The sequence below is a fragment of the Pseudomonas sp. FYR_2 genome (genome assembly GCF_043106425.1).
GTDB classification, from domain to species: Bacteria; Pseudomonadota; Gammaproteobacteria; order Pseudomonadales; family Pseudomonadaceae; genus Aquipseudomonas; species Aquipseudomonas monteilii.
This window is the reverse complement of the sequence record NZ_JBICMM010000018.1, coordinates 324431-347052: the sequence shown is the minus strand read 5'-3', so window position 1 is coordinate 347052 and position 22622 is coordinate 324431. Positions and strand designations below refer to the sequence as shown.

The 22622-nt window shown below is 63.2% G+C and carries 19 protein-coding genes; 4 read left to right on the top strand and 15 right to left on the bottom strand.

All coding sequences use genetic code 11. The annotated features are described in order from the left end of the window. Positions 1–26: 26 nt before the first annotated feature. The 6 genes from ACF8R4_RS09235 to ACF8R4_RS09210 all read right to left on the bottom strand — a co-directional run bounded on the left by ACF8R4_RS09235 (position 27) and on the right by ACF8R4_RS09210 (position 7299). Entirely contained in the window at positions 27–821 is a 795-nt protein-coding gene (locus ACF8R4_RS09235; RefSeq protein WP_104834557.1) for an enoyl-CoA hydratase/isomerase family protein, read from the bottom strand. Between the two features lie 418 nt (positions 822–1239). Further along, on the bottom strand, positions 1240–2646 hold the full coding sequence (locus ACF8R4_RS09230) for an amino acid permease (RefSeq protein WP_392492269.1): 1407 nt from the start codon (positions 2644–2646) through the stop codon (positions 1240–1242). Between the two features lie 196 nt (positions 2647–2842). Continuing rightward, positions 2843–5095, bottom strand: a complete 2253-nt coding sequence (locus ACF8R4_RS09225; RefSeq protein ID WP_392492267.1) for an ATP-binding protein — start codon at positions 5093–5095, stop codon at positions 2843–2845. Then, positions 5092–5868, bottom strand: coding sequence for an ABC transporter substrate-binding protein (locus tag ACF8R4_RS09220; RefSeq protein WP_060497142.1), 777 nt, complete (start codon positions 5866–5868; stop codon positions 5092–5094). Before ACF8R4_RS09220 ends, ACF8R4_RS09225 begins: the two co-directional genes overlap by 4 nt. Next, positions 5865–6581: a response regulator gene (locus tag ACF8R4_RS09215; protein WP_016715658.1), complete on the bottom strand. Its 717-nt coding sequence runs from the start codon at positions 6579–6581 to the stop codon at positions 5865–5867. The genes ACF8R4_RS09220 and ACF8R4_RS09215 overlap by 4 nt, the downstream gene beginning before the upstream one ends. Before the next feature lie 73 nt (positions 6582–6654). Continuing rightward, positions 6655–7299 carry a TetR family transcriptional regulator C-terminal domain-containing protein gene (locus tag ACF8R4_RS09210; RefSeq protein ID WP_060497143.1) on the bottom strand — a complete coding sequence of 215 codons (645 nt, stop codon included), beginning with the start codon at positions 7297–7299 and terminating at the stop codon, positions 6655–6657. A gap of 102 nt (positions 7300–7401) precedes the next feature. On the opposite strand from ACF8R4_RS09210, the gene ACF8R4_RS09205 reads away from it, so the two are divergent. Continuing rightward, positions 7402–8148 carry an enoyl-CoA hydratase-related protein gene (locus tag ACF8R4_RS09205; RefSeq protein ID WP_060497144.1) on the top strand — a complete coding sequence of 249 codons (747 nt, stop codon included), beginning with the start codon at positions 7402–7404 and terminating at the stop codon, positions 8146–8148. 11 nt (positions 8149–8159) lie between these two features. Here ACF8R4_RS09205 and ACF8R4_RS09200 read toward each other — a convergent pair whose 3' ends face one another. Continuing rightward, positions 8160–9173 (bottom strand): lipocalin-like domain-containing protein, encoded by a 1014-nt coding sequence (locus tag ACF8R4_RS09200; RefSeq protein ID WP_312827067.1) that lies wholly within the window; start codon positions 9171–9173, stop codon positions 8160–8162. A gap of 152 nt (positions 9174–9325) precedes the next feature. Between ACF8R4_RS09200 and ACF8R4_RS09195 the strand changes: the two genes are divergently transcribed. Both ACF8R4_RS09195 and ACF8R4_RS09190 read left to right on the top strand, forming a co-directional pair. Next, complete coding sequence (locus ACF8R4_RS09195; RefSeq protein ID WP_156867412.1) at positions 9326–10393, top strand: aromatic ring-hydroxylating dioxygenase subunit alpha; 1068 nt, start codon at positions 9326–9328, stop codon at positions 10391–10393. A 12-nt stretch (positions 10394–10405) separates the two neighbouring features. Next, the gene (locus ACF8R4_RS09190) at positions 10406–11356 is read left to right on the top strand and encodes a PDR/VanB family oxidoreductase (RefSeq protein ID WP_156867411.1); all 951 of its coding nucleotides are present in this window, start codon (positions 10406–10408) and stop codon (positions 11354–11356) included. A 6-nt stretch (positions 11357–11362) separates the two neighbouring features. Here ACF8R4_RS09190 and ACF8R4_RS09185 read toward each other — a convergent pair whose 3' ends face one another. From ACF8R4_RS09185 to ACF8R4_RS09175, 3 genes are all read right to left on the bottom strand, one after another. Further along, positions 11363–12076 carry a GntR family transcriptional regulator gene (locus tag ACF8R4_RS09185; protein WP_392492291.1) on the bottom strand — a complete coding sequence of 238 codons (714 nt, stop codon included), beginning with the start codon at positions 12074–12076 and terminating at the stop codon, positions 11363–11365. A gap of 147 nt (positions 12077–12223) precedes the next feature. After that, a complete protein-coding gene (locus tag ACF8R4_RS09180) occupies positions 12224–13477 on the bottom strand; it encodes an OprD family porin (RefSeq protein ID WP_177337065.1) in 1254 nt (417 codons plus the stop codon). Positions 13478–13580: 103 nt separating this feature from the next. Then, positions 13581–14921: an MFS transporter gene (locus ACF8R4_RS09175; protein WP_104834553.1), complete on the bottom strand. Its 1341-nt coding sequence runs from the start codon at positions 14919–14921 to the stop codon at positions 13581–13583. 562 nt (positions 14922–15483) lie between these two features. Here ACF8R4_RS09175 and mrdA point away from each other — a divergent pair. Continuing rightward, positions 15484–17379: a penicillin-binding protein 2 gene (gene mrdA / locus ACF8R4_RS09170; RefSeq protein WP_392492263.1), complete on the top strand. Its 1896-nt coding sequence runs from the start codon at positions 15484–15486 to the stop codon at positions 17377–17379. Between the two features lie 131 nt (positions 17380–17510). Here mrdA and ACF8R4_RS09165 read toward each other — a convergent pair whose 3' ends face one another. The 5 genes from ACF8R4_RS09165 to ACF8R4_RS09145 form a co-directional block, all read right to left on the bottom strand. Beyond that, positions 17511–18227 carry an ABC transporter ATP-binding protein gene (locus ACF8R4_RS09165; protein ID WP_060497150.1) on the bottom strand — a complete coding sequence of 239 codons (717 nt, stop codon included), beginning with the start codon at positions 18225–18227 and terminating at the stop codon, positions 17511–17513. Next, positions 18224–18997, bottom strand: coding sequence for an ABC transporter ATP-binding protein (locus tag ACF8R4_RS09160; protein WP_060497151.1), 774 nt, complete (start codon positions 18995–18997; stop codon positions 18224–18226). Before ACF8R4_RS09160 ends, ACF8R4_RS09165 begins: the two co-directional genes overlap by 4 nt. Then, positions 18994–20223 carry an ABC transporter ATP-binding protein gene (locus tag ACF8R4_RS09155; protein ID WP_164524634.1) on the bottom strand — a complete coding sequence of 410 codons (1230 nt, stop codon included), beginning with the start codon at positions 20221–20223 and terminating at the stop codon, positions 18994–18996. Before ACF8R4_RS09155 ends, ACF8R4_RS09160 begins: the two co-directional genes overlap by 4 nt. Positions 20224–20233: 10 nt before the next feature. Continuing rightward, positions 20234–21172, bottom strand: coding sequence for a branched-chain amino acid ABC transporter permease (locus ACF8R4_RS09150; RefSeq protein WP_060497153.1), 939 nt, complete (start codon positions 21170–21172; stop codon positions 20234–20236). Between the two features lie 130 nt (positions 21173–21302). Beyond that, positions 21303–22451 carry a branched-chain amino acid ABC transporter substrate-binding protein gene (locus ACF8R4_RS09145; protein WP_392492259.1) on the bottom strand — a complete coding sequence of 383 codons (1149 nt, stop codon included), beginning with the start codon at positions 22449–22451 and terminating at the stop codon, positions 21303–21305. Positions 22452–22622: the final 171 nt, after the last annotated feature.

Below are 22622 nucleotides of genomic sequence, written 5' to 3'. Positions count from 1 at the left end.
AGGTCCTGGTCAGGGTCTGTATCGGGTTACTGGCCGGTGAAACGGGGGGCGCGACGTTCAACCGAGGCTTGCAGCGCCTCGGCGCCGTCCTGGCTACGGCCACACAGCAGGCCGGCATGGCGCTCGGCTTCCAGCTGTTCGGGCAGGGTGCGCCGGGCGCCGTCGCGGATCAGCCGCTTGGTTTGCGCGTAGGCAAAGGTCGGGCCGTTGGCCAGGCGCCCGGCCAGTTCGGCGGCTACGGCGGGTAGTTGTTCGTCAGGGCACACTTCGCTGACCAGCCCGGCTGCCAGGGCGCGTTCGGCGCCCCACAGTTCATCGAGGAACAACAGGCGCTTGGCCTGTTCGCTGCCGATCAGCCGAGGCAGGTGCCAGCTGGCGCCGGCATCGGGGCTGTAGCCCATGCTGGTGTAACCGGCCTTGAAGCGCGCCGAGGCGGCGGCTATGCGCAGGTCGCAGCACAGGCTGAGGTCCATGCCCCCGCCCACGGCGGTGCCGTTGATGGCAGCGAGGGTGGGCTTGTCGAGGCTGTGCAAGCGCAACATCAGGGCGTGGGCGGTTTCGGTCCAGCCATAGGTTTCCAGGGTGCCTGCGGCCTCGGCGGCGGCCCACTCGGCCAGGTCGGCACCGGCGCAGAAGCTGCGGCCGCTGCCGGTCAATACCACCACGCGTACGGCCGGGTCGCCGTTGTGGCTGTCGAGCAAGGCGTGCAGCTGCTTGAGGGTGGAGATATCCAGCGCGTTGCGCTGCTCGGGGCGGTTGAGGGTGATCCAGGCAACGCCGGCTTCGACCTTGCTCAACAGAGACGACGACGGGGTGGTCATGTGGGCCTCGGTATTGTTGTGTCTATTTGAGGGGCTGACGAGGGAGATACTAAACGAGTGTTCAGCAAGGCGGGATGGGCTGTTACAACTTCGCACAACTCAGTTTTTGTTGTGCATGCCGCGACATGTTTACCGACTGTGAAATCGAGCGCCGCCCGCGCGGCGCATCGCGAGCTACGCTCGCTCCTACGTTTGTTTCAGGCCAATTATTCCTGGGGGATTCGCGCGCGTACGCCTTGGCGCACGGCGCGATATCGCATCGTATAAACGAGGCGGTCGCGCGCGCCTGCCACAGGCGTTACTGGCCCGAAACAAACGTAGGAGCGAGCGTAGCTCGCGATGCGCCGCGCGGGCGGCGCTCGATCTCACGGGCAACAAACATGCTGCGACGAACACCAGCAACCAACGGACTACGGCATCAAATCCCCGGTGCACTTGCCTCCAAGGCCCCCTGCCGACGGCGATTGACAAAGAAGTACGCCGCATAGCACAGGGCAATGAAGCCAAAGCCCCAGTACAGCGACGGCCGCTGGGTTTCATCCAGCGCCAGGAACACAAACAGCGAACTGCACAAGGTGATGCACAGCAGCGGCACCAACGGGTACAGCGGCGCCCTGTACTTCAACCCTTGCAGTTGCCCACCTTCACGCAGGTAGGCTTTGCGGAAGCGGTATTGCGCCAGGGCAATGACGATCCAGGTCACGGTGCCGGACATGCCGCTCACCGCCATCAGCACCATGAACAGGGTGTCGGCGGCAATGAAGCTGGTCATCAACGAGATCAACGCAAAGCACAGGGTGATGCTCAGCGCCCGCAGCGGCACACCACGCTTGCTCAGCGGCGACAGGCTTTTCGGCGCCATGCCGCTCTTGGACATGGCCCACAGAATGCGCGTGGACGCATACAGCCCGGAGTTGCCCACTGACAGGATGGCGGTAAGGATGACGAAGTTCATCAGGTCGGCGGCGTAAGGGATGCCGACCATGTCGAACACCTGTACGAACGGGCTTTCCATCAAGCCGGCCTGCTCGTACGGCACGATGGCCGACAGCACGGCAATCGCTAGCACATAAAAGATCAGCACACGGAACACCACGTTGCGCACGGCCCGCGGGATGCTCTTTTCCGGGTGCTCGGTCTCACCGGCTGCCACCCCCATGATTTCACACCCCTGGAAGGCATAGACCACGGTCATCATCACGGCGAAGACTGCCGACAGGCCGTGTGGGAACAGCGACTCGCCCACCAGGTTGTCCAGCATCGGTGCCGGTGCCCCGCTGCTCAGCGGGATGGCGCCCAAAATCACCAACAAGCCAATGACAATGAAACCAAGGATGGTCGCCACCTTGATGCCCGAGAACCAGTACTCCGCCTCGCCAAAAGCGCGGGTGGCCAAGGCGTTGAGGCCGAACAGCACGACCACGAACAGCGCCGACCAGTACCAGATCGGCACCTCGGGAAACCAGCGGGTCATCAGCATGCCGGCGGCGGTGAACTCCAGGCCCACCGTAGTGGCCCAGCTCATCCAGTACACCCAGCCGATCATGAAGCCGGTGGCGGGGCCGATGAACTTGGTGGCGTGGGCCTGGAACGAGCCGGACACCGGCATCTGCACCGACAGCTCACCCAGGCAGACCATCACCAGATACATCAGCAAGCCTGCCACCAGGTAGGCCAGGATCGCGCCCACCGGGCCACCCTGGTTGATGGTCACGCCCGAGCCCATGAACAGGCCGGTGCCGATCACCCCGCCCAGCGACAACATGAAGATGTGGCGGCTTTTCAGTGCGCGGGTGAGCTGGATCTTCTCGTGGGTGTCAGTCATGGTGCACCTCGCCATTACGGCCGGTGCGCGGGGTGGTACGAAGGAAGGGCTGAGCACTAGGGCATGTCATTGTTCTTGTCTCCAGTAAGCCTCATGGACCGCGTACAGCACGGTTGCCATGGATTATTGGAAACAGATGTAAGGCGCCGTTGTACGAACGGATCGAAGATGTAAAAAGTCGTAAGTTTTTTGTACGTCAGCCCTGGATCAGCTGCTCCAGGGTGGCGCGGGCCTGACCGAGCTGGCTTGCCAATGGCTCGCCAAGCGCCTTCAACGCCTGTTCGTCGTGCTGCCGGGCCGCCTCTTCAAGGCAGCGCAATAGCACCGCCAGGCCAGAAAAGCCCAGGGAGTCGCAACTGCCGGCCAAACGATGGGCCAGGTGCAGCACTTCGGTATCGTCCTGGGCCAGCAGCGCCTCGGTCAGTGCCGTGGCGTGCTGCTCCAGTGACTGGCGCAGCACCTTCAGCAAGCCCTGCAGTTTCTGCTCACCCAGCAGCGAACGGTGGGTCTCCAGCAGCGACCAGTCCATGTCTGCGTCAGTGCCGCCTCCTTCGCTGGGCGCCACTTCGGCCAACGCCTTGCGCAGGGTCTCCAACCGCAACGGCTTGGCCAATACCCCCTGCATGCCGGCCGCCAGATAACCCGATACCTGCCCCGGTTGCACCCCGGCCGTCAGCGCCAGAATCCGGCTGGCGCGGTTCGGTCCGGGTGAGGCACGCAGCCTCTGGCACAGTTCCACCCCACTCATGCCCGGCAAGTGTACGTCCAGCAGGATCAGGTCGAAGCGAAGCTGCGCGCAAACCTGCAGGGCCTGCCCGGCGTCTTCGGCAAAGCTCACCCGATGGCCATCGCGCAGCAGCAACCCTCTCGCCACCTCGCGGTTCAGTGCCACGTCTTCGACCACCAGGATATCCAGGCTGGGCATGGGCGGCATGGCGGGTGACCGGCCCGGCACGGGTTGCCCGTGGGCCATTTCGAGCTCGAACCAGAAGCAACTGCCCTGCCCCGGCACGCTGTCCAGGCCGATGCTGCCGCCCAGTTTTTCCACCAGGTGCTTGCAGATCGCCAGGCCCAGGCCGGTGCCGCCATAGCGACGGGCCACGGCCTCGCTGGCCTGGACGAAGCGGTCGAAGATTTTCGCCTGCACGGCGGGCTCGATGCCGATGCCATTGTCACTGACCGACAGCCGCAAGCGCTGCGCGTGTTCGCTACTGGCAAGCACCCGCACCCCAAGCTGCACCTGGCCGTGCTCGGTGAACTTGATGGCATTGGCCAGCAGGTTGCTGAGCACCTGACGCAGGTACTGCTCGGCACCGTGCTGGTACTCGCCCAGCTGCTCATCGATATGCAGGTGCAACGTGTCGCCGTTGTCCTTGGCCATGGGCTCAAGCAGCGTCAACACTTCCTGGCACAGTTGGCGCAAGGAAAAATCCACCCGCTCGGCCCGGCTCTCGCCTTCTTCGAGCCGGGCGAAATACAGCACCTCGTTGAGAATCGCCAGCAGCCCCTCGCCGGCCTTGTACAAGGCCTCGACGCGCTGACGGTCAGGCAACTCCAACCGCCCGCCACGCAACAATTCGGCCATGCCCAGAATGCCGTTAAGCGGCGTACGCAGCTCATGGCTCATGGTCGCCAGAAAGCGCGACTTGGCCAGGTTGGCAGCCTCGGCCTCGTCCTTGGCCCGGGCCAGGCTGGCGGTACGCCGCTCGACCATGGCCTGCAGTTCGTCGCGCTTGTCCTGCAGTTCAAGCCGATCACGCTCGCGGCGCTCGATGTCGCTGAGGATGGCGCGGCGCATATCGTCCAAGGCATTGGCCACCGTGTCGATTTCATCCGGGCGCGATGAAGGGCGACGGCCCAGCCGCAACGGCTCCTGCCACTGGCCGGCGCCAATACGGCGAGCGAACTCGGCCATCACTTGCAGATGGCGGGTGACCAGTCGGTAGAAAAGCCCCGACAGCGCCACCGCCAACCCGCACAAAAACACGCCCATCCACAGCAGGCTGGTCAAGCCGGTGGCATACAGCCGCTGATGCACGGCCCCCAGGTCAATGGTCACTTCCAGCTCACCCAGGTGCCTGGCAGGCCCCGAAGGGGGCTGAAAGTCGAGCGGGAAGCGCTCGACGCGCAGCGGCCCTTTGGGCTCGGCCGCCCCTCGCTGCAGTTGGAAGTCGTCGCTGACCAGGCGCACCCGGGCCACATCGGAAAAGTCCACCAGGCCGCGCAGTTGGGTGTCCAGCTGCGCCTCGTCCAGGTCCCACAAGCTGCGCTCCAGGCTGGCCAGATAGCCGGCACGGATCAGCGCCATACGCGCGTCAATGTCGCGCATCTCGCGGCGGTACTCGAAGTACAGCTGCACCCCGCTGGCCAGCACGGTGAAGCACAAGCTGAACAACAGGATGAACAACAGCAGGCGGCGCAGCAGGCCGTCAGCGCGCAGCGGGATCATCGGGCATCCACCGGCAGGTTGATCATGTCCCTGTAGGTGACTTCACTCTGCTCCAGCCAGCGCGCGATCTCTCCGGCCTGGTTCATACGCTGCAACTGCGCGTCGATTTCGTCCATGTGCCGGTTCAGGGGTGATCGCCGCGACACCGCAACGCGCAGGTAGTCCACGCTCAGGGCGCTGGGCAATACGCGGATATCCTGCGCCCCGGGCAGGTGCTCGATGAACAGTTGGCCGGTGCGCCGCTCCTGGATCACATAATCGATGCGCCCACGGATCAGCTTGCCGAAGTTCTGCTGGCTGGAAGACACACGCTCGATGTTCTGGTGGCGGGCCACGAAGCGGTCGAATTCGGCGCCGTAGCTTTCACCGTACAGCAGCCCGCCACGGTAGCCCGCAAGGTCCTCCACGCGCTGGAACCGAACCGGCCGAAGGCGGTTGTAGAACACCGCCACCTCTTCGCGTACCACCGGCTCGGTGGAAAAACGCATGCGCTGGTCACGCTGGTCGCTGTTGTAGGCCAATACCACGTCCACTCGCCCGGCGGCGGCGTCCATCAGGCAGCGCTTCCAGTTGCCCAGCACTACCGTCTGCACGTCGTAGCCCATGCGGGTGAACAGCTCGCGCACTACGGTCGGCGCCAGGCCGCGCACCTGGTGGCCATCGCTCCAGGAGATCGGCGGGTACACCGGGTAGTCGCAATAGCGCACCGTCTCGGCCGCACCGGCCTGCGCGGCGAGCAGCACCAGCGCCACCCCCAAGGCGCGGGGGGTCATGCTGCCACGCTGGCAGTGAACAGGTAGCCGGTACCGTGGATGGTGATGATCAGTTGCGGCTCGGCCGGGTCATCGTGCAGCTTGCGCCGCAGGCGGCCGACCAGCACGTCGATGGAACGGTCGTTGGGCACCCACTCACGGTTGCGAATCTGGTCCATCAACTGATCACGGCTGAGGGTATGGCCGCTGTTGCGCAGAAACACGCTGAGCAACTGGAATTCACCGTGGGTGAGCAGGGTTTGCCCCCCGCGCGCGTCAATCAGGCGGCGGCGGTCGGTGTCCAGCGCCCAGTCGGCAAACTGCTTCAGCGACTGCGCACAGGCCGGCACGGGGTGCACTTCGCGAGCATGGCGCACGCGGCGGATCAGGTTTTTGGCGCGCGACACCAGCTCACGGGGGTTGAGCGGTTTGATCACGTAGTCATCGGCGCCGCATTCCAGGCCAACGATACGGTCGATGTCGTCGTTGCGCCCTGTGATGAGGATGATGCCCACCTCCGAGCGCACCCGCAGCTCGCGGGTCAGGGTGAGGCCGTCCTTGCCGGGCAGGCGGATATCCAGCAGCACCAGGTCGACATCCTGGCTGCCGAGCAAGGCTTCGGCTTTTTCTGCCGTATCAGCGCAGTGTACGTCGTAGCCTTCCTGGGAAAGATAGGCCTGCAGCAAGTCACGAATAAGCGGATCGTCATCGACGATCAATACCCGAGGCGTCATTGCGTGTCGTCTCTTTTTATTGGTGTTGTTCTACACACTCGCGCCAGCAGCGTACTCGTTACTGAACAGGCGATCAACAGCCCTCGGGCAGGCTGAAACGGCGCCGACCACCGGCTTGCAGGCCATCGACCCAGGCTTCGCAGATAGTCACGCCCTGCTCGGGCGTGAAGGTGCCGGGGTTGAGCCCCGACTCCAGCCACAGGCCGTCGAGCAAGGCGCTGAGGCTAATGGCGGCGAGGTCGGCATCGAAGCCCTGCCAGCCCTCATCCCCGGCGAGCGAGGCCAGCAGCTGGCTCAGCTCCTTGCGGTACTCGCCATAGGAATGGTCGTGCACCTGGTTGATTGCATCAGCTGTCTTGACCGCGCCCCAGAACGCCAGCCAGGCGTCAAGCAGTTGCGGGTCGAGCAACTCTGCGCAGAACGAAGCGCGGAAAAACGCCGACAACCGCTCGCGGGCATTGGGCGCGGCCTGGGCCATGGCTTCACGCAACAGGCCCATCACCCGCCCGGTAACCGCCAGGTAGGCCTCGGCCACCAGTTCGTCCTTGCCGGCGTAGTGGTGGCTGATCAGCCCTACCGAAACCCCCGCCTCGGCCGAGATCTTGCGGATCGAAGCCCCCTGGAAGCCATGGCGCTTGAGGCACACCAGGGTCGCTTCGACCAGGTTGGCTTTGCGCAATTCCGGCAGCATGCGGTGGTAGCGGGCTTCCTGGTTCATGGGCGGCTCTCGGTTCGGGGGCTGGACTGAACGACTGTACAACAAGCCGGCGTGCGTGATAAACCCTTGGCTCTCCTGCCCACAACAACAAAAGCGGCTGCCATGAACGACCTGATCACACGCGACCTGGACCAGGGCCTGCTGACCCTGGCCTTCAACCGCCCCGACAAGCTCAACGCACTGAACACGGCCATGTACCAGCGGCTGGGTGACCTGCTGTTGGCGGCCAGTGAAGACCCGGGTGTGGAGGCAATCATCATCACCGGTGGGCCGCAGTGCTTCACCGCGGGCAACGACCTGCGCGATTTTCTCGACAACCCGCCCGGTGATCTGGACAGCCCGGTATTTCGCCTGATGCGGGTGGTGATGGGCCTGGACAAGCCGCTGATCGCGGCAGTCAGTGGCGCGGCCATCGGCATTGGTGCCACCTTGCTGTTGCATTGCGACCAGGTGCTTGTCAGCCGTTCGACCAAGCTGCGCATGCCGTTCGCGCCACTGGGTGTGTGCCCGGAGTTTGGCTCCAGCCTGCTGCTGCCTCGCTTGCTTGGCCAGGCCCGTGCGGCCCGCTTGCTGCTGGGCAATGAACTGCTCAATGGCGAACAGATGGTGGCCTGGGGGCTGGCCAACGAGCTGCATGAGGATGGCGAACAGTGCCTGGCCGCCGCCCGGCGGCTTGCGCAGCAGCTGCAAGGCTACCCGCAGGCGGCGCTGCGTATCAGCAAGCGGCTGCTCAAGGACAGCCAGCGGGCCGAGCTGGAGGCGACGGTGGCGCGGGAGAGCCGGCTGTTTATCGACTGTTTGCGTACCGAGGAAGCACGGACCGTGTTAAGGGGCCTGATCAAGGATTGAATGGGCTGAGGCTAGTATCCGGTCATCTCCAGATACCCGCGCCCACCCGCACTCCCCGTCAACCGCACCGGCCCTTCCCAATACGGAAACCGCGTATCCATCCATGCCTGCGGTTCCACTGCATCCACGTGTATATCTACCCCATGCGCTGGTACCTGCACCCGCCAGCGCGTTGGCACCTGCTTGTCATTTTTCTGAGTCACCAAAGCAAGCGCCTGCATCTGGATCTGCTCCCCATGAAGCGCCTCCACCTCTCCTTGCGGGCCTACCCAAGTGCCGGCGCGATACGCTTCACCCTGCGCCTCGCGCACCTGGAACAGCATCAGCTTGGCGCCACTGTCCAGATGCAGGGAAAACCAGTCCCATCCCGTCTGCCCGGCAGCCAGCGGCTGGCTGCTCCATTCCCGGTCCAGCCAGGCCTGACCAGTGACAGCAATGCACAGGCCATCACGCTCCACCTCCCCGTGCACGCGGTAAAAAGGCTGGCTGTAATAATAGGAAGCCTGCCCCTTGCCAGATTTTTCGCTGTAACCCTGGTCGCCGTGCAGCACCAAGGGCCGCTCACTGCGTAAGCGCAAGTCGTAGCGGAACGCTTCACCACTGGCGCTCATCCGCAGGCTTTCGATGCCATCGTTGCCCTGCAATACCCAGTCATTAATCCACGCCCGAAACGGCTGGGCGTGCACGCCGGCCTGGCCGATACCACCGCGCGCCAGGCTTTCGCCAGACTGATGCCCACCCGGGCCGGTCAAAGCCGCATGCCCCATCCACAGGTTCGGGCTGTTCCAGTCAGCGGTTTCTGGGCCGGGGCGCAGTGCCGAGCGGAACAGCGTCCACTGCGCGCCCCAGTCGCGCCCCTGGGCGTCCTTGAGGTTGGCGGTGACATACCACCACTCGATGCGAAATCCGTCGTGAGGGCCGTGGTCATCGCCACCACCCGAATGGCGATACGCGACTACCTGCGAAGGCGCAACGCGGTGTATGGCACCGGCTACGCCGGTGTTCGCGGGTGAACCCGCTCCCACAGGGAACGCGGTATGCCATCAATTATGGATCCATTATAGATCCGATAATCGCCCATAACATCGTTATTCATAGATTTTTGTGTTGACCAAGGAAGGCAGGCCTGGCTCTAATGGATCCATTAAATAAAAACAAAACCCGGAGAGCCTCCCCCATGTACCCCAAAAACACCTGGTACGTAGCCTGCACCCCCGACGAAATCGCCACCAAACCCTTGGGCCGACAGATCTGCGGCGAGAAGATCGTGTTCTACCGCGCCCAGGAAAACCGCGTGGCCGCCGTGGAGGACTTCTGCCCGCACCGTGGTGCGCCGTTGTCGCTGGGTTACGTTGAAGACGGCAACCTGGTGTGTGGTTACCACGGCCTGGTGATGGGCTGCGATGGCAAGACCGTGTCGATGCCGGGCCAGCGGGTACGGGGCTTTCCCTGCAACAAAACCTTCGCCGCCGTCGAGCGCTATGGCTTCATCTGGGTCTGGCCCGGCGACCAGGCGCTGGCCGACCCGGCGCTGATCCCGCACCTGGAATGGGCCGTCAATGAAGAGTGGGCCTATGGCGGTGGGCTGTTCCATATCGGTTGCGACTACCGCCTGATGATTGACAACCTGATGGACCTCACCCACGAAACCTACGTGCACGCCTCCAGCATCGGCCAGAAAGAAATCGACGAGGCACCGCCCGTCACCACCGTCACCGGCGACGAAGTGGTCACCGCCCGGCACATGGAAAACATCATGGCCCCGCCCTTCTGGCGCATGGCCCTGCGTGGCAACGGGCTGGCAGACGATGTGCCGGTGGACCGCTGGCAGATCTGCCGCTTCACCCCGCCCAGCCATGTGCTGATCGAAGTGGGCGTGGCGCATGCCGGCAAAGGGGGCTACCACGCGCAGGCGCAGCACAAGGCGTCGAGCATCGTGGTGGACTTCATCACGCCAGAGAGCGACACCTCGATCTGGTACTTCTGGGGCATGGCGCGCAATTTTGCGGCGCAGGACCAGGCGCTGACCGACAACATCCGGGAAGGCCAGGGCAAGATCTTCAGCGAAGACCTGGAGATGCTGGAGCGCCAGCAACAGAACCTGTTGGCCTACCCGGAACGCAACCTGCTGAAGCTGAACATCGATGCCGGTGGCGTGCAGTCGCGCAAGATCCTGGAGCGGCTGATTGCCAAAGAGCGCATGCCGCAACCACAACTGATTGCCACCAGCGCTACCCCTGCCTGAGGAGAAGCCAAGATGATCGATGCCGTAGTGGTTTCCCGCAACGATGAAGCGCAGGGCATTTGCAGCTTCGAGCTGGCAGCAGCGGATGGCAGCCTGCTGCCCGCGTTCAGCGCGGGCTCACATATAGATGTGCACTTGCCCGATGGGCTGGTGCGCCAGTATTCCTTGTGCAACCACCCCGAAGAGCGCCACCGCTACCTGATCGGTGTGCTCAACGACCCGGCCTCGCGGGGTGGTTCACGCCGCCTGCACGAGCAGGTACAGGCCGGCGCACGCCTGCGCATCAGCGAACCCCGCAACCTGTTCCCGCTGGCGGAAGGGGCTCGGCGCAGTGTGCTGTTTGCCGGAGGTATCGGGATTACCCCTATCCTATGCATGGCCGAGCAGCTGGCGCAAAGCGGTGGGGATTTCGAACTGCACTACTGCGCCCGCTCGAGTGAGCGTGCCGCCTTTGTTGAACGCATTCGTAAAGCGCCTTTCGCCGACCGCCTGTTCGTGCATTTTGACGAGCAGCCGGAAACGGCACTGGACATCGCCCGGGTGCTGGATAACCCGCAGCCGGATGTACACCTGTATGTGTGTGGGCCAGGTGGTTTCATGCAGCATGTGCTGGACAGCGCCAGGGGCCTGGGCTGGCAGGAGGCTTGCCTGCATCGGGAATATTTTGCCGCAGCGCCGGTGGATGCCAGCAACGACGGCAGCTTCTCGGTACAGGTCGGCAGCACCGGCCGGGTGTTCGAGGTGCCTGCCGACCAGACGGTGGTGCAGGTACTGGAACAGCACGGCATCGAGGTTGCGGTGTCGTGCGAACAGGGCATTTGCGGCACCTGCCTGACGCGCGTGCTGCAAGGCACGCCAGACCATCGCGACATGTTCCTGACCGACGAAGAGCAGGCGCTGAACGACCAGTTCACGCCCTGCTGCTCGCGCTCGAAGACACCCCTGCTGGTGCTGGATATCTGAACCGGCCTACGACGAGGGCAGAATCACCTTCATGCCCTCTTCCACCATTGCCCCGCCGAAGGTTTCGGCGTAGCGCAAGGTGGCGTTGGCGTGCTCGCGCATGATGGCTTCGGCGCGGGCGCCCTGGCGATTGACCAAGGCATCGAACGCCGCATGGTGTTGCATGTGCGCGAAGTTGAAGCGCCGGTATTCGCGGGGCAGGTCGTGGCGGTCCACGGCCAGCGCTGTGACGGAGGCAAACGGCAGGTGATCGTTGCGCGCCAGGGCATCGGCGATGGCCGGGTTGTGGCTGGCTTCGATGATAACCTGGTGAAAGCGCATGTTGAGATCGTGGTAGGCCTGCAGGTCTTCCTCGGTGACGAAGCCCTTGTCGAACAACTGGTCGCCTTCGACCAGGCAACGTTGCAGCGCTTCGCGGGCCTGGGCTGACAGGCCACGTTCCGCAGCCTGGCGGGCAGCCAGGCCTTCCAGTACGCCGCGTACCTCGACGGCGCCGGCGATGTCATCGGCACTGACCGAACGCACCTGAAAACCCCGACCGCCAAAACGCACCAGCAGACCTTCCTGCTCAAGGGTGCGAAACGCCATGCGCACCGGCATGCGTGACACGCCGAACAGTTCGGCGGTGGGGACTTCCATCAAGCGCTCGCCAGCTGCAAGCTCGCCCGAGGCGATCATCTTGCGCAACGCGACCAGCACCATTTGACCAGGCTTGCTCATCTGGGCTACTTCCAGGGACATGAGCGGGCATCTTAGCGTATGGCGGGGAGGTGCTGTTGGTTTGTTCGGGCAATACGAGAGACGGTGCGGCGTGTCATTGGGGCTGCTGCGCAGCCCCAATGCCTTAAAGGCGGCGCGGTAAAAGCTTTATAGCGACAGCGGATAGCTGACAATCAGGCGGGTCTGATCGAAATCACTGTTGAAGCTACGCCGGTTGGTCGCGTTGTTCAGCCGGATGTTAAGGTTTTTCAACGCCCCGCTCTGGAAGGTGTAGTTCACTTCGGTATCGCGCTCCCACTCCTTGCCATTGCGGCCGGCCGCCGTGGTCGCGTTCTCACCATGCCCGTAACGCACCATGGCCAACAGCCCTGGCACCCCCAATGCGGCAAAGTTGTAGTCATAACGCACTTGCCACGAGCGCTCGTCGGCGTTGCTGAAGTTGCCGTTGAACATGTCGTTGCCCAAGGTACGGCCACTGCTGCCATACACCGACATCCACTGGCTGTCGCCACTGACCTTCTGCAACCCCAGGTACAGCGTGTGGCCACTGTGCGAGGCCGACAGCAAGGCGTAACCCGTACGGCTCTGGATGTCGCCGATGCGCGCCTGGCCGTCATCCCGGTCGATGAAATAGCCAAGATTGGCCCCCAACGTCCACTCCCCCACCCGTTGGTTGTGCAGCAGGTTGAAGTAGCTTTGCTGGAAGATGTCCTCCAGCTGCGAATGCCAGGCACCGATCAGTGTGCGCTGCTGGTTGAAGCGGTACTCGGCACCGGCGTAGTTGAAGCCGTCCGAGGTGACCCCGGGCGCGGCCCAGGCAGAAAGGTCTTGCATGTCGGACGAGTTGCGCAGGCTTACTTCACGGTACTGGCCGACCTGCAGACTCAAGCCTTCGATCTCTCGCGAATCAAGCATCGCCCCACGGAATGTCTGCGGCAGCAGGCGGCCATCGTCGTAGCGCAGCAGAGGGATGTCGGGCAGCAGCTCACCAACCTTCAGTTCGGTCGCGGAAATACGCAGCTTCGCCGCCAACCCTGCCCGGCCATAATCGTCGGTTGCACGCCCGTCATCGTGCACCGGCAGCAATTCGGAACCGCTGGTGCCACCGCCGCTGTCCAGCTTCACACCGAACATGGCGATACCGTCCAGGCCAACACCGATCACCCCCGGGGTGTAGCCAGAGCTGAACTTGAAGATGAAGCCCTGGGCCCATTCTTCGACCTTGCTCTTGGCCGCCCCCGGGTCGCGGAAATCGCGGTTGAAGTAATAGTTGCGCAGGGTCAGCCCGGCCTTGGCATCGTCAAGGAAGCCTCCCTCCTCGCCCCAGGCCGGCAAACCCAGGCCAAGCGCCAGCGATACCGCCAGGACCGAACGGGCCAGCGTGCAAGTTGTGTGCATCATTATTATTGTTCTCCGCTTTACTTGGGCGCAGCCGCCAGCCCCAGACCAACAGACACCTGGGGCGATAAGCTGCATTCAGGTGCCCGGCCAGGCCGGGCGGCACTTAGTGGCTCAATGCATCGGTAGGTAGAGCAGGTGCCGGCTTGGCCACCGGTCGCAGCAACAGCAAGCACCCTGCCGCCAGCACGAACACGCTGGCGAACACCCCGTACAGGTGCAGCGGTTGCCAGCCACCATCGAGCAACACACCGGCCACGGTGGGCGACAGGATCGCCCCCATGCGCCCGATGCCGATGCCCCAACCCACGCCTGTCGCACGTACCGAAGCGTCATAGACCACCGGCGACAACGCATACAGCCCGGCCACGCAGCCATTGGAAAACAGCCCGATCAGCAGCCCCAACGCCAGCGCCGCACTGACCGATGCGCCATTGGCCACGAACAACACCAGCAGCGCTGCGGTGATAAGCATGAACAACGCCAGCACCCGTGTGAGCGGCCAACGCGAAGCCAGGCCGCCGATCAGCGCCGCACCGAGGATGCCGCCGACGCTCAGCAGCACCCCGCCGGTAATGCCCTGCTGTGCCGACAGGCCAGCGGCAACCAGCAGTTTCGGCGTCCAGCTCATGACGAAGTAGAAGCCGAACATGACCAGGAAAAACAGCAGCCAGATCACCAGCGTGGTGCGGCGCATGGCAGGCGCCAGCAGTTGCCGGAAGCCGCTGGCGGCGCCCTGTTCCCTTGCAGTGGGTGTTGGCAGTTGTGCCAGCGCCGGCTGGCCGAGGCGAACGGCCAGGCGATTGACCCGTGCCAGCGCATTGGCCGGGCGACGTGCCAGCAGAAAGTCCAGCGACTCCGGCAACCACAGCAGCACCAGCGGGATCACCAGCACGGTGACAATGCCGCCAAACAGGAACACCGAGCGCCAGCCCCATTGCCCCAGCAGCCACACCGCCAGCAAGCCGCCCAACGTCGCGCCCAGGGCGTAGCCGGTGGACTGCAGGCTCACCGCCAGCCCGCGCCAGCGTTTGCTGGCGTACTCACTGGCAATCACGTTGCTGCTGGCCAGGATGCCGCCGATGCCCAGCCCGGTCAGGCCACGCAGCAACGCCAGTTGCAACGGGGTTTGGCTCATCGCCGAAAGCAGCATGCCGACACCAGACAGCGCCAAACACAGCAGGATCAGCGGGCGGCGACCAAAGCGGTCGGCCCACGGCGCAATGAACAACGAGCCGGCCGCCATGCCGAACAGGCCGGCGCTGAGCAGCAGCCCTACCTGTGCCCCGTTCAGGCCCCACTCGGCAGACACCGAGGCAGCCGTGAAGGCCATCACCAGTACGTCGAAGCCATCGATCATGTTGAGGATGATGCAAATACCAATGGCCAGGCACTGGAAGCGGCCCATCGGGTCGTTGTCCAGGCGTTGCTTGAGATCGGCATTCATAAGGTCACCTGCCGGTTCACAGGTGGGAGAACAGATACGCACACGCAGGCAAAGCGCAAGGAACCCTGACGGTTCCGTAGCCCTGGAAAACCACTCATGACTGGACCCTTTTTGTAATTGTTGTCGCATACGGCTGGAGGGCTCCGGCCGTTGTCAGGCGCTAATCAACCAGATAGTGGATCCACAAACAATCACTTCGAAGGTGGAGGCTCGGGGTGAAACGCGGTTAACAAAGAAATAAAACGACTAAAATAAAATTTTATTACGTATTTTCAACAGCTTATACATTTATCCTATAAATGATTTCTTGTTCGTTTATCGCACAAATTTTATCTATGGATCCACAAATACACCAGAATCGCCCCCAATCCCCTTCACCCAGGGTTAGCCATGAACAAATCTTCATGATGTGCGCCAGCGCCCTGATCACGGGGCACACAGCCCCTACGCGATTTCTGATGGGCTCCACTCACCTTGAGGCTGCGGGGCGTGTTGCGTAGCATCCCCCGCCCGTTCGCGCGCCCGCACGGCCAACGCGATACCCGTAGAAAGAAGAGCCCTGATGCCACAGCCCATCCCCCTCAAGGACCACGAAAAGGAAAAGCACCTGGTCAACCGCCGGCTTCTGGCCTGCGCCGCCCTGGTGTTCAGCCTGTGTGCCGTTCTGGTGGGACGGCTGTACGTATTGCAGGTGCTGCAGCACGACCAGCAGACAGCCGTGTCGGAAAACAACCGCGTGCACGTACTGCCCATCGCCCCCGAACGCGGGCTGATTTACGACCGCAACGGCGTGGTATTGGCAGACAACAAACCCAGCTTCGACCTGACCATGACCCGCGAGCGGGCCGGTGGCGACTCGGCCAAGGTGCTCGATGCCCTGACCCAGGTACTGGGCCTGACCGACGACGACCGCAAGCAGTTCGACAAGGACCTGCGCCGGGGCCGCAAACCGTTCGAGCCCGTCACCTTGATGGTGGGCCTGAGCGAAGAGCAGATCGCCCTGGTGGCCGTGAACCAGTTCCGCCTGCCAGGCCTGGAGGTTGAGCCGCAGTTCATCCGCGAGTACCCGCTGGCCGAACATTTCGCCCATTCGGTAGGCTATGTGGGGCGTATCAACGAGAAAGAGGCCAAGGTCCTCAACAGTACCGAGTACCGAGGCACCCAATCGATCGGCAAGACCGGCATCGAACACTTCTACGAAAGCCAGCTGCACGGCCACGTGGGCTACGAAGAGGTCGAGACCAACGCCCAGGGCCGGGTGATGCGCGTGCTCAACCACAAGGACCCGACCCCGGGCCAGGACATCGTCCTGACCCTGGACGCCCACCTGCAGATAGCCGCAGAAAAAGCGCTGGGCGACCGCCGCGGCTCGGTGGTGGTGCTGGACCCGGCCAATGGCGATGTACTGGCAATGGTCAGCAACCCCAGCTTCGACCCCAACCTGTTCGTCAAAGGCATCAGCTTCAAGCAGTACGCCGAACTGCGCGATTCCATCGACCGCCCGCTGTTCAACCGCGTGCTGCGCGGCCTGTATGCCCCAGGCTCGACGGTGAAGCCGGAGGTAGCCATCGCAGGCCTCGACAGCGGCGTGATCACCCCGGGTAGCCGTGTATTCGACCCGGGCTACTACGAGCTGCCCAACTACGACCACAAGTACCGCAACTGGAACCGCAGCGGCGACGGCTGGGTGGACATGTACACCGCCATCATGCGCTCCAACGACACTTACTTCTACGACCTGGCGCACAAGCTGGGCATCGACCGCCTGCACGACTACATGGCCGAATTCGGGCTGGGCCAGAAGGTGTCACTGGACATGTTCGAGGAAGCCTCCGGGCTGATGCCGTCGGCCGAGTGGAAGCGCGCCACGCGCCGCCAGGCATGGTTCCCGGGCGAAACGCTGATCCTGGGCATTGGCCAGGGCTACATGCAGGTCACCCCGCTGCAACTGGCCCAGGCCACCAGCCTGCTGGCGAGCAAAGGGGTGTGGCACCGCCCCCACCTGGCGATGACCGTGGGCGGCGATGCGCCAGTCGACCCTAACCCGATGCCCAACATCGTGCTGCACGACAAACATGCCTGGGACCAGGTCAGCCAGGGCATGCAGATGGTCATGCACGACCCGCGTGGCATCGCCCGTGCGGCGGCAGCGGGGGCACAGTACCGGATTGCCGGCAAGAGTGGTACCGCGCAGGTGGTGGCGATCAAGCAAGGTGAGCGCTACAACCGCAACAAGACCCTGGAGCGGCACCGTGACAACGCCTTGTTTGTCGGCTTTGCACCGGCCGACCACCCGAGTGTGGTGGTGGCGGTGATGATCGAGAACGGTGAGGCTGGGGGCCGGGTGGCAGGGCCGGTGGTGCGGGAGGTGATGGATGCTTATCTGCTGGATGAGCAGGGGCATCTGAAACCTGAGTTTGCGGGAGGAGTGACGGCTCACAGCGCGCCACACATTTAAGCATTTTGGTGTGCCTCGCCAGGGCGAAAATCAGGCATGGGCTTACCGGCCTCTTCGCGGGCAAGCCCGCGAAGAGGCCAGCGATACAAACGCTCAACCCCAGGACAGACGCTCTTGTCATTGTGAGTGAATCATTCGCCCAGGTAGGCCTTCTTCACCTGGTCGTCATGCAGCAAGGTCTTGGCGCAGCCTTCCAGGCTGATGCGCCCACCATCAATCACGTAAGCGCGCTGGCAGGTCTGCAATGCCAGCCGGGCGTTCTGCTCCACCAGCAGCAACGTCACCCCACCCTTGACCACCTCGACGATGGTTTCGAAAATCTTCTGCACGATGATCGGCGCCAACCCCATGGACGGCTCGTCCAGCAACAGCAGCTTGGGCCGCCCCATCAATGCCCGGGAAATCGCCAACATCTGCTGCTCGCCACCCGACATGGTGCCGGCCAGCTGGAAGGCGCGTTCCTTCAGGCGCGGGAAGATGCCGTACATGCGCTCGATGTCGGCAGCGATGGCGTCCTTGCCGTCGCGCCGGCTGAAGGCGCCCATTTCGAGGTTTTCGTGCACCGTCAGCTTGGGAAAGATCCCTCGCCCCTCCGGCACCAGCGCCAGCCCTTCGCGGATCAGGTCGTGGCCCTTGATCGCCGCGTGCGCCTTGCCATCGAAGGTGATGCTGCCGGCACTCGGTTTCAGTAGCCCGGCCAGGGTTTTCAAGGTGGTGGTCTTGCCCGCGCCGTTGGCGCCGATCAGCGCCACCATCTCACCCTCGCCCACCCTCAGGTCGATGCCCTTGATGGCCTGGATGGCGCCATAACTGACCTTCAGGTCGCTCACCTGCAGAATGTTCTTCATGCCACTGCCTCTGCACCCAGATAAGCCTCGATCACACGTGGATCCTTGCGCACGTCGGCCGGCAAGCCGTCGGCGATCTTGCGACCGAATTCAAGTACGGTGATGTGGTCGCACAGGCCCATCACCAGTTTCACGTCGTGCTCGATCAACAACACGGTTTTGCCATCCGCCTGCATCTTGCACATCAGTTGGCGCAGGCCTTCGGTTTCCGAGGCGTTCATGCCTGCAGCCGGCTCGTCGAGCGCAATCAGCTTGGGTTCGGTGGCCAGTGCCCGGGCGATTTCCAGGCGACGCTGGTCGCCGTAGGACAGGCTCTTGGCCAACTCGCCGGCCAGGTGGCCGATGCCCACGTAATTCAGCCAGTAACGGGCGGCCTGGCGGATTTCGCGCTCTTCACGCACGCAGGCCGGGGTACGCAGGATGGCGCCGAACACACCGCTGCGGGTGCGCACATGGCGGCCAATCATCACGTTTTCCAGGGCGGTCATGTTGTGGAACAGGCGAATGTTCTGGAAGGTGCGGGAAATACCCGCCTCCACCACCTTGTGCGGCTTGCTGATGCGCAGCGGCTTGCCGTCGAACATCACACGACCCTGTTCGGCCCGGTACAGGCCGGTAAGCACGTTGAACAGGGTGGTCTTGCCAGCACCGTTAGGGCCCAAAAGCCCGCGAATCTCGCCACGGCGAATATTCAGGTCGATGCCGTGCAGGGCCTGCAGGCCACCGAAGAATTTACTGACCTGATGCAGTTCGAGAAGGATATCGCTCATGCCTTGTCAGCCTCTTTGATCGGGAGTTCGAAGGGTGCCTGTTGAGGTACTGCAACGACCGGCGGGGGCTCTGTTTGCGCTTCACCCTCGTGCAGCTCGGCACGGCGGCGGTCGGATGGCCACAGCCCTTCGGGCCGGAAACGCATGACCAGGATCAGCGCCAGGCCGAACACCAGCATGCGCAGGGTCGAGGCATCCAGCACGTTGCGCAGGATGTCGCGGCTGATGAAGGTAACGTTGTCCATCACCCATGGCTGGATCCAGTTGACCAGGTCGCGGAACAGCTCGGGCATCACTGACAGGATCAGCGCTCCCAGCACCACGCCACGGATCGAGCCCATGCCGCCGAGCACTACCATGGCCAGCACCATGATCGACTCCATCAGGGTGAACGATTCGGGGCTGACAAAGCCCTGGTAGCTGGAGAACAGCACGCCAGACACCCCGCCAAAGGTCGCGCCCATGGCGAACGCCAGCAACTTGAGGTTGCGCTTGTTCAGGCCCATGGCCTCGGCGGCCACTTCGTCTTCACGCAGGGCCATCCAGGCACGGCCGATGCGCGACACCTCCAGGCGCTTGGACAGCACGATGCAGAGGATGACGATGAACAGGAAGAACAGGTAGTAGCTGATCACCGGCGAAACCTGCAGGCCGAGCAAGCTCCAGCTTTGCTGCAACGACAGCACTGGTGCCGCACCTACATCCGGCGCATGGGCCCATGGCCCGAAATCGACATGCAGCGGGGCAATGTTGCTGATGCCCTGGGGGCCGTTGGTGAGGTTCACCGGCTGGTCCAGGTTGTTCATGAAAATGCGGATGATCTCGCCGAAACCCAGGGTGACGATAGCCAGGTAATCGCCGCGCAACTTGAGCACCGGCGCCCCGATCAGCACACCGCAAATGGCTGCGGCCACGGCTGCCAGCGGGATGATCACCCACACCGGCCAGTCCAGCACAGCCTCGATCAGGCCGGCCATTTGCAAGTGCGGCGAGGCCAGCAGTGCGTACAGGTAGGCACCAATGGCGTAGAAGCCGATGTAGCCCATGTCGAGCAGCCCGGCGTAACCGATGACGATGTTCAGGCCCAACGCCAGCAGCACGTAGAGCATGGCAAAGCCAAGGATGCGCACCCAGGTGGGGCCGAGCATGGGGATGGCCTCGATCAGGAACGGCAAGGCAATGAAGCCGAGGATCAACAGCAGGTACTGGGTCTTGAGGTTTTTCATGACCGCCTCCTCACGCCCGGTCGGCCTGGCGTTCGCCAAGCAGGCCGTTTGGCCGGAACAGCAACACCAGAATCAGTACCGCGAAGGCGAAGATGTCTTGGTAGTTGGCGCCCAGGAAACCGCCGGTGATCTGGCCGGTGTAGCCCGCTGCCAGCGACTCGATCAGCCCCAGCAACAGGCCGCCGGCCATGGCGCCGAACAGGTTGCCGATACCGCCCAGCACCGCCGCCGAGAACGCCTTCAGGCCCAGCAGCAAGCCCATGTAGGCATCGGCCTGGCCATAGTTGATCGCACGCATTACCCCGGCGATGGCACCCAGGCTGGCGCCGATCAGGAAGGTGGCGCTGATCACGCGGTTGATGTTGATGCCCATCAACCCGGCCACTTCCTGGTTTTGCGCGGTGGCGCGCATGGCCTTGCCCAGGCGGGTTTTGTCCACCAGCAGCCACAGGCCAAGCATGATCACCACGGCTATCAGCATGATCGACAGCTGCACGTTGGTGATGGTGGCGCCGAACACGTCGACCGGCTGCGTCTCGACCACTTCAGGGAAGGTCTTGTAGCCGCGCCCCCAGATCATCATCGCCAGATTCTGCAGGGCGATGGAGATGCCAATGGCGAGAATCAGCGGGGTTAACCGCGGGGCTTTGCGCAAGGGCCGATAAGCGTACTTTTCCATTCCCTGGGCCAGCAGCATGCACACCACCGCGGCGGCCATGATCGCCAGAAGCAAGGTAATGAGCCCGGGGGCAAAGCCTGCGCCAGCGAGCATTGTCAGTACCGAAATGGTCACCATGGCGCCAACCATCACCACCTCGCCGTGGGCGAAGTTGATCAGGCCGATGATGCCGTAGACCATGGTGTAGCCCAGGGCTACCAGGGCATAGATGCTGCCCAGCACTAGGCCGTTGAGGACCTGTTGCAACAAGATATCGAAATTACCGTCCACGCGCTGAATCCTCGAAACTGCGTTGTCGTCGGCGCGCGGCGGCTCAGCGCCACACGCCAACAGGCCTGGCAGGTGGGAAAAGTCTTCTTGTTATGTCGCAGGCCGGCGCCTGCTTGTTATGAGGTGCTGCTTAGTCGCGCTCGACCGACAGGGTTTTCCAGCCGCCGTCAGCGAACTGGAACACGGTGGCCGCCGGATTCTTCAGGTTGCCCTGGTCGTCGAAGGCGATGGTGCCGGTGACGCCTTCGTAGCTCTGGCTCTTGAGCACAGGCAGGTACACTTTGGGGTCGTCGGAACCGGCCTTGACCATGGCGTTGATTGCCGCCCAGGTGGCGTCATAGGCGGCGGGCGACGACTGCACCACGCCCACGCCGAACTTGTCCTTGAGCTTCTGCTCGAAAGCCGCGCCCCTGGGCATGTCTTGCAACGGCGTGCCGTAGTTCCAGGCGTAGGTGCCTTCGGCGGCGCTGCCGGCCATCTGCCTGAACGAATCGTTGGGCAGGTTGCCGATGTTCATGAAGCGCGCCTTCAGGCCCAGGTTCTTCATCTGCTTGGCCATCGGGGCGGCCTGGTAGTCGAGGGCGGCAAAGAACACTGCATCGGCCTTTTGCGCCTTGGCCGTGGTGAGGATGGCATTGAAGTCGGTCGACTTGTCATTGGTGTACTCGCGCACCACCACGTTGCCACCCGCCGCCTTGACCGCCTTGGTCACCTCATCGGCCAGGCCTTGGCCATACGCAGTGCGGTCATCGAAGATGGCAATGCGCTGGGCCTTGAGCTGGCTGACCAGGTAATTGCCGGCATAACGGCCGAGGGTGGCGTCGTCATTGACGGTGCGAAACACCGAGGGGATACCCTGGCGGGTCAAGGTGGGGTTGGTGGCCGAAGGCGAGATTTGCGGAATGCCGGCGGCGGCGTAGATTTTCGAAGCGGGAATACTGGTGCCAGAGTTGTAGTGACCAATCACCACCGCCACTTTCGAGTCCACCAGCCGCTGCGCCACCGCAGTGCCTGTGCGCGGGTCGGCGACATCGTCTTCGGAAACCAGCTTGAACCGGGCCACCTTGTCACCGATTTTCAGCTGCTGCTGGTTGGCCTCTTCCACCGCGATCTGGATGCCATGCTCGACGTCCTGTCCCTGGTGCGCCGAAGGCCCGGTCAGGGGGCCGGCGAAGCCGATCCTGACGATTTCACTGTCTGCTGCGTGTGCCGTCCCCATGGCCATCAGCAATGTTACCGCGGTCGCGAGGGCTGTACGCCCTCCTTTGTTGTTATTCATGCTCAGCTCCCAGTAGTGGTTGGACGAACCTCGACATCGCTTACCGCATGCGAATTGGCCGGAACGCCATCGCACTTGTAAGATAACAGTCAGCAGGCAACTGTCAATGGGTGTATGCTACGGGAGAAGGTAAAATAATCTTTCCGGCGACAAGCGATGCACGCAATCAAA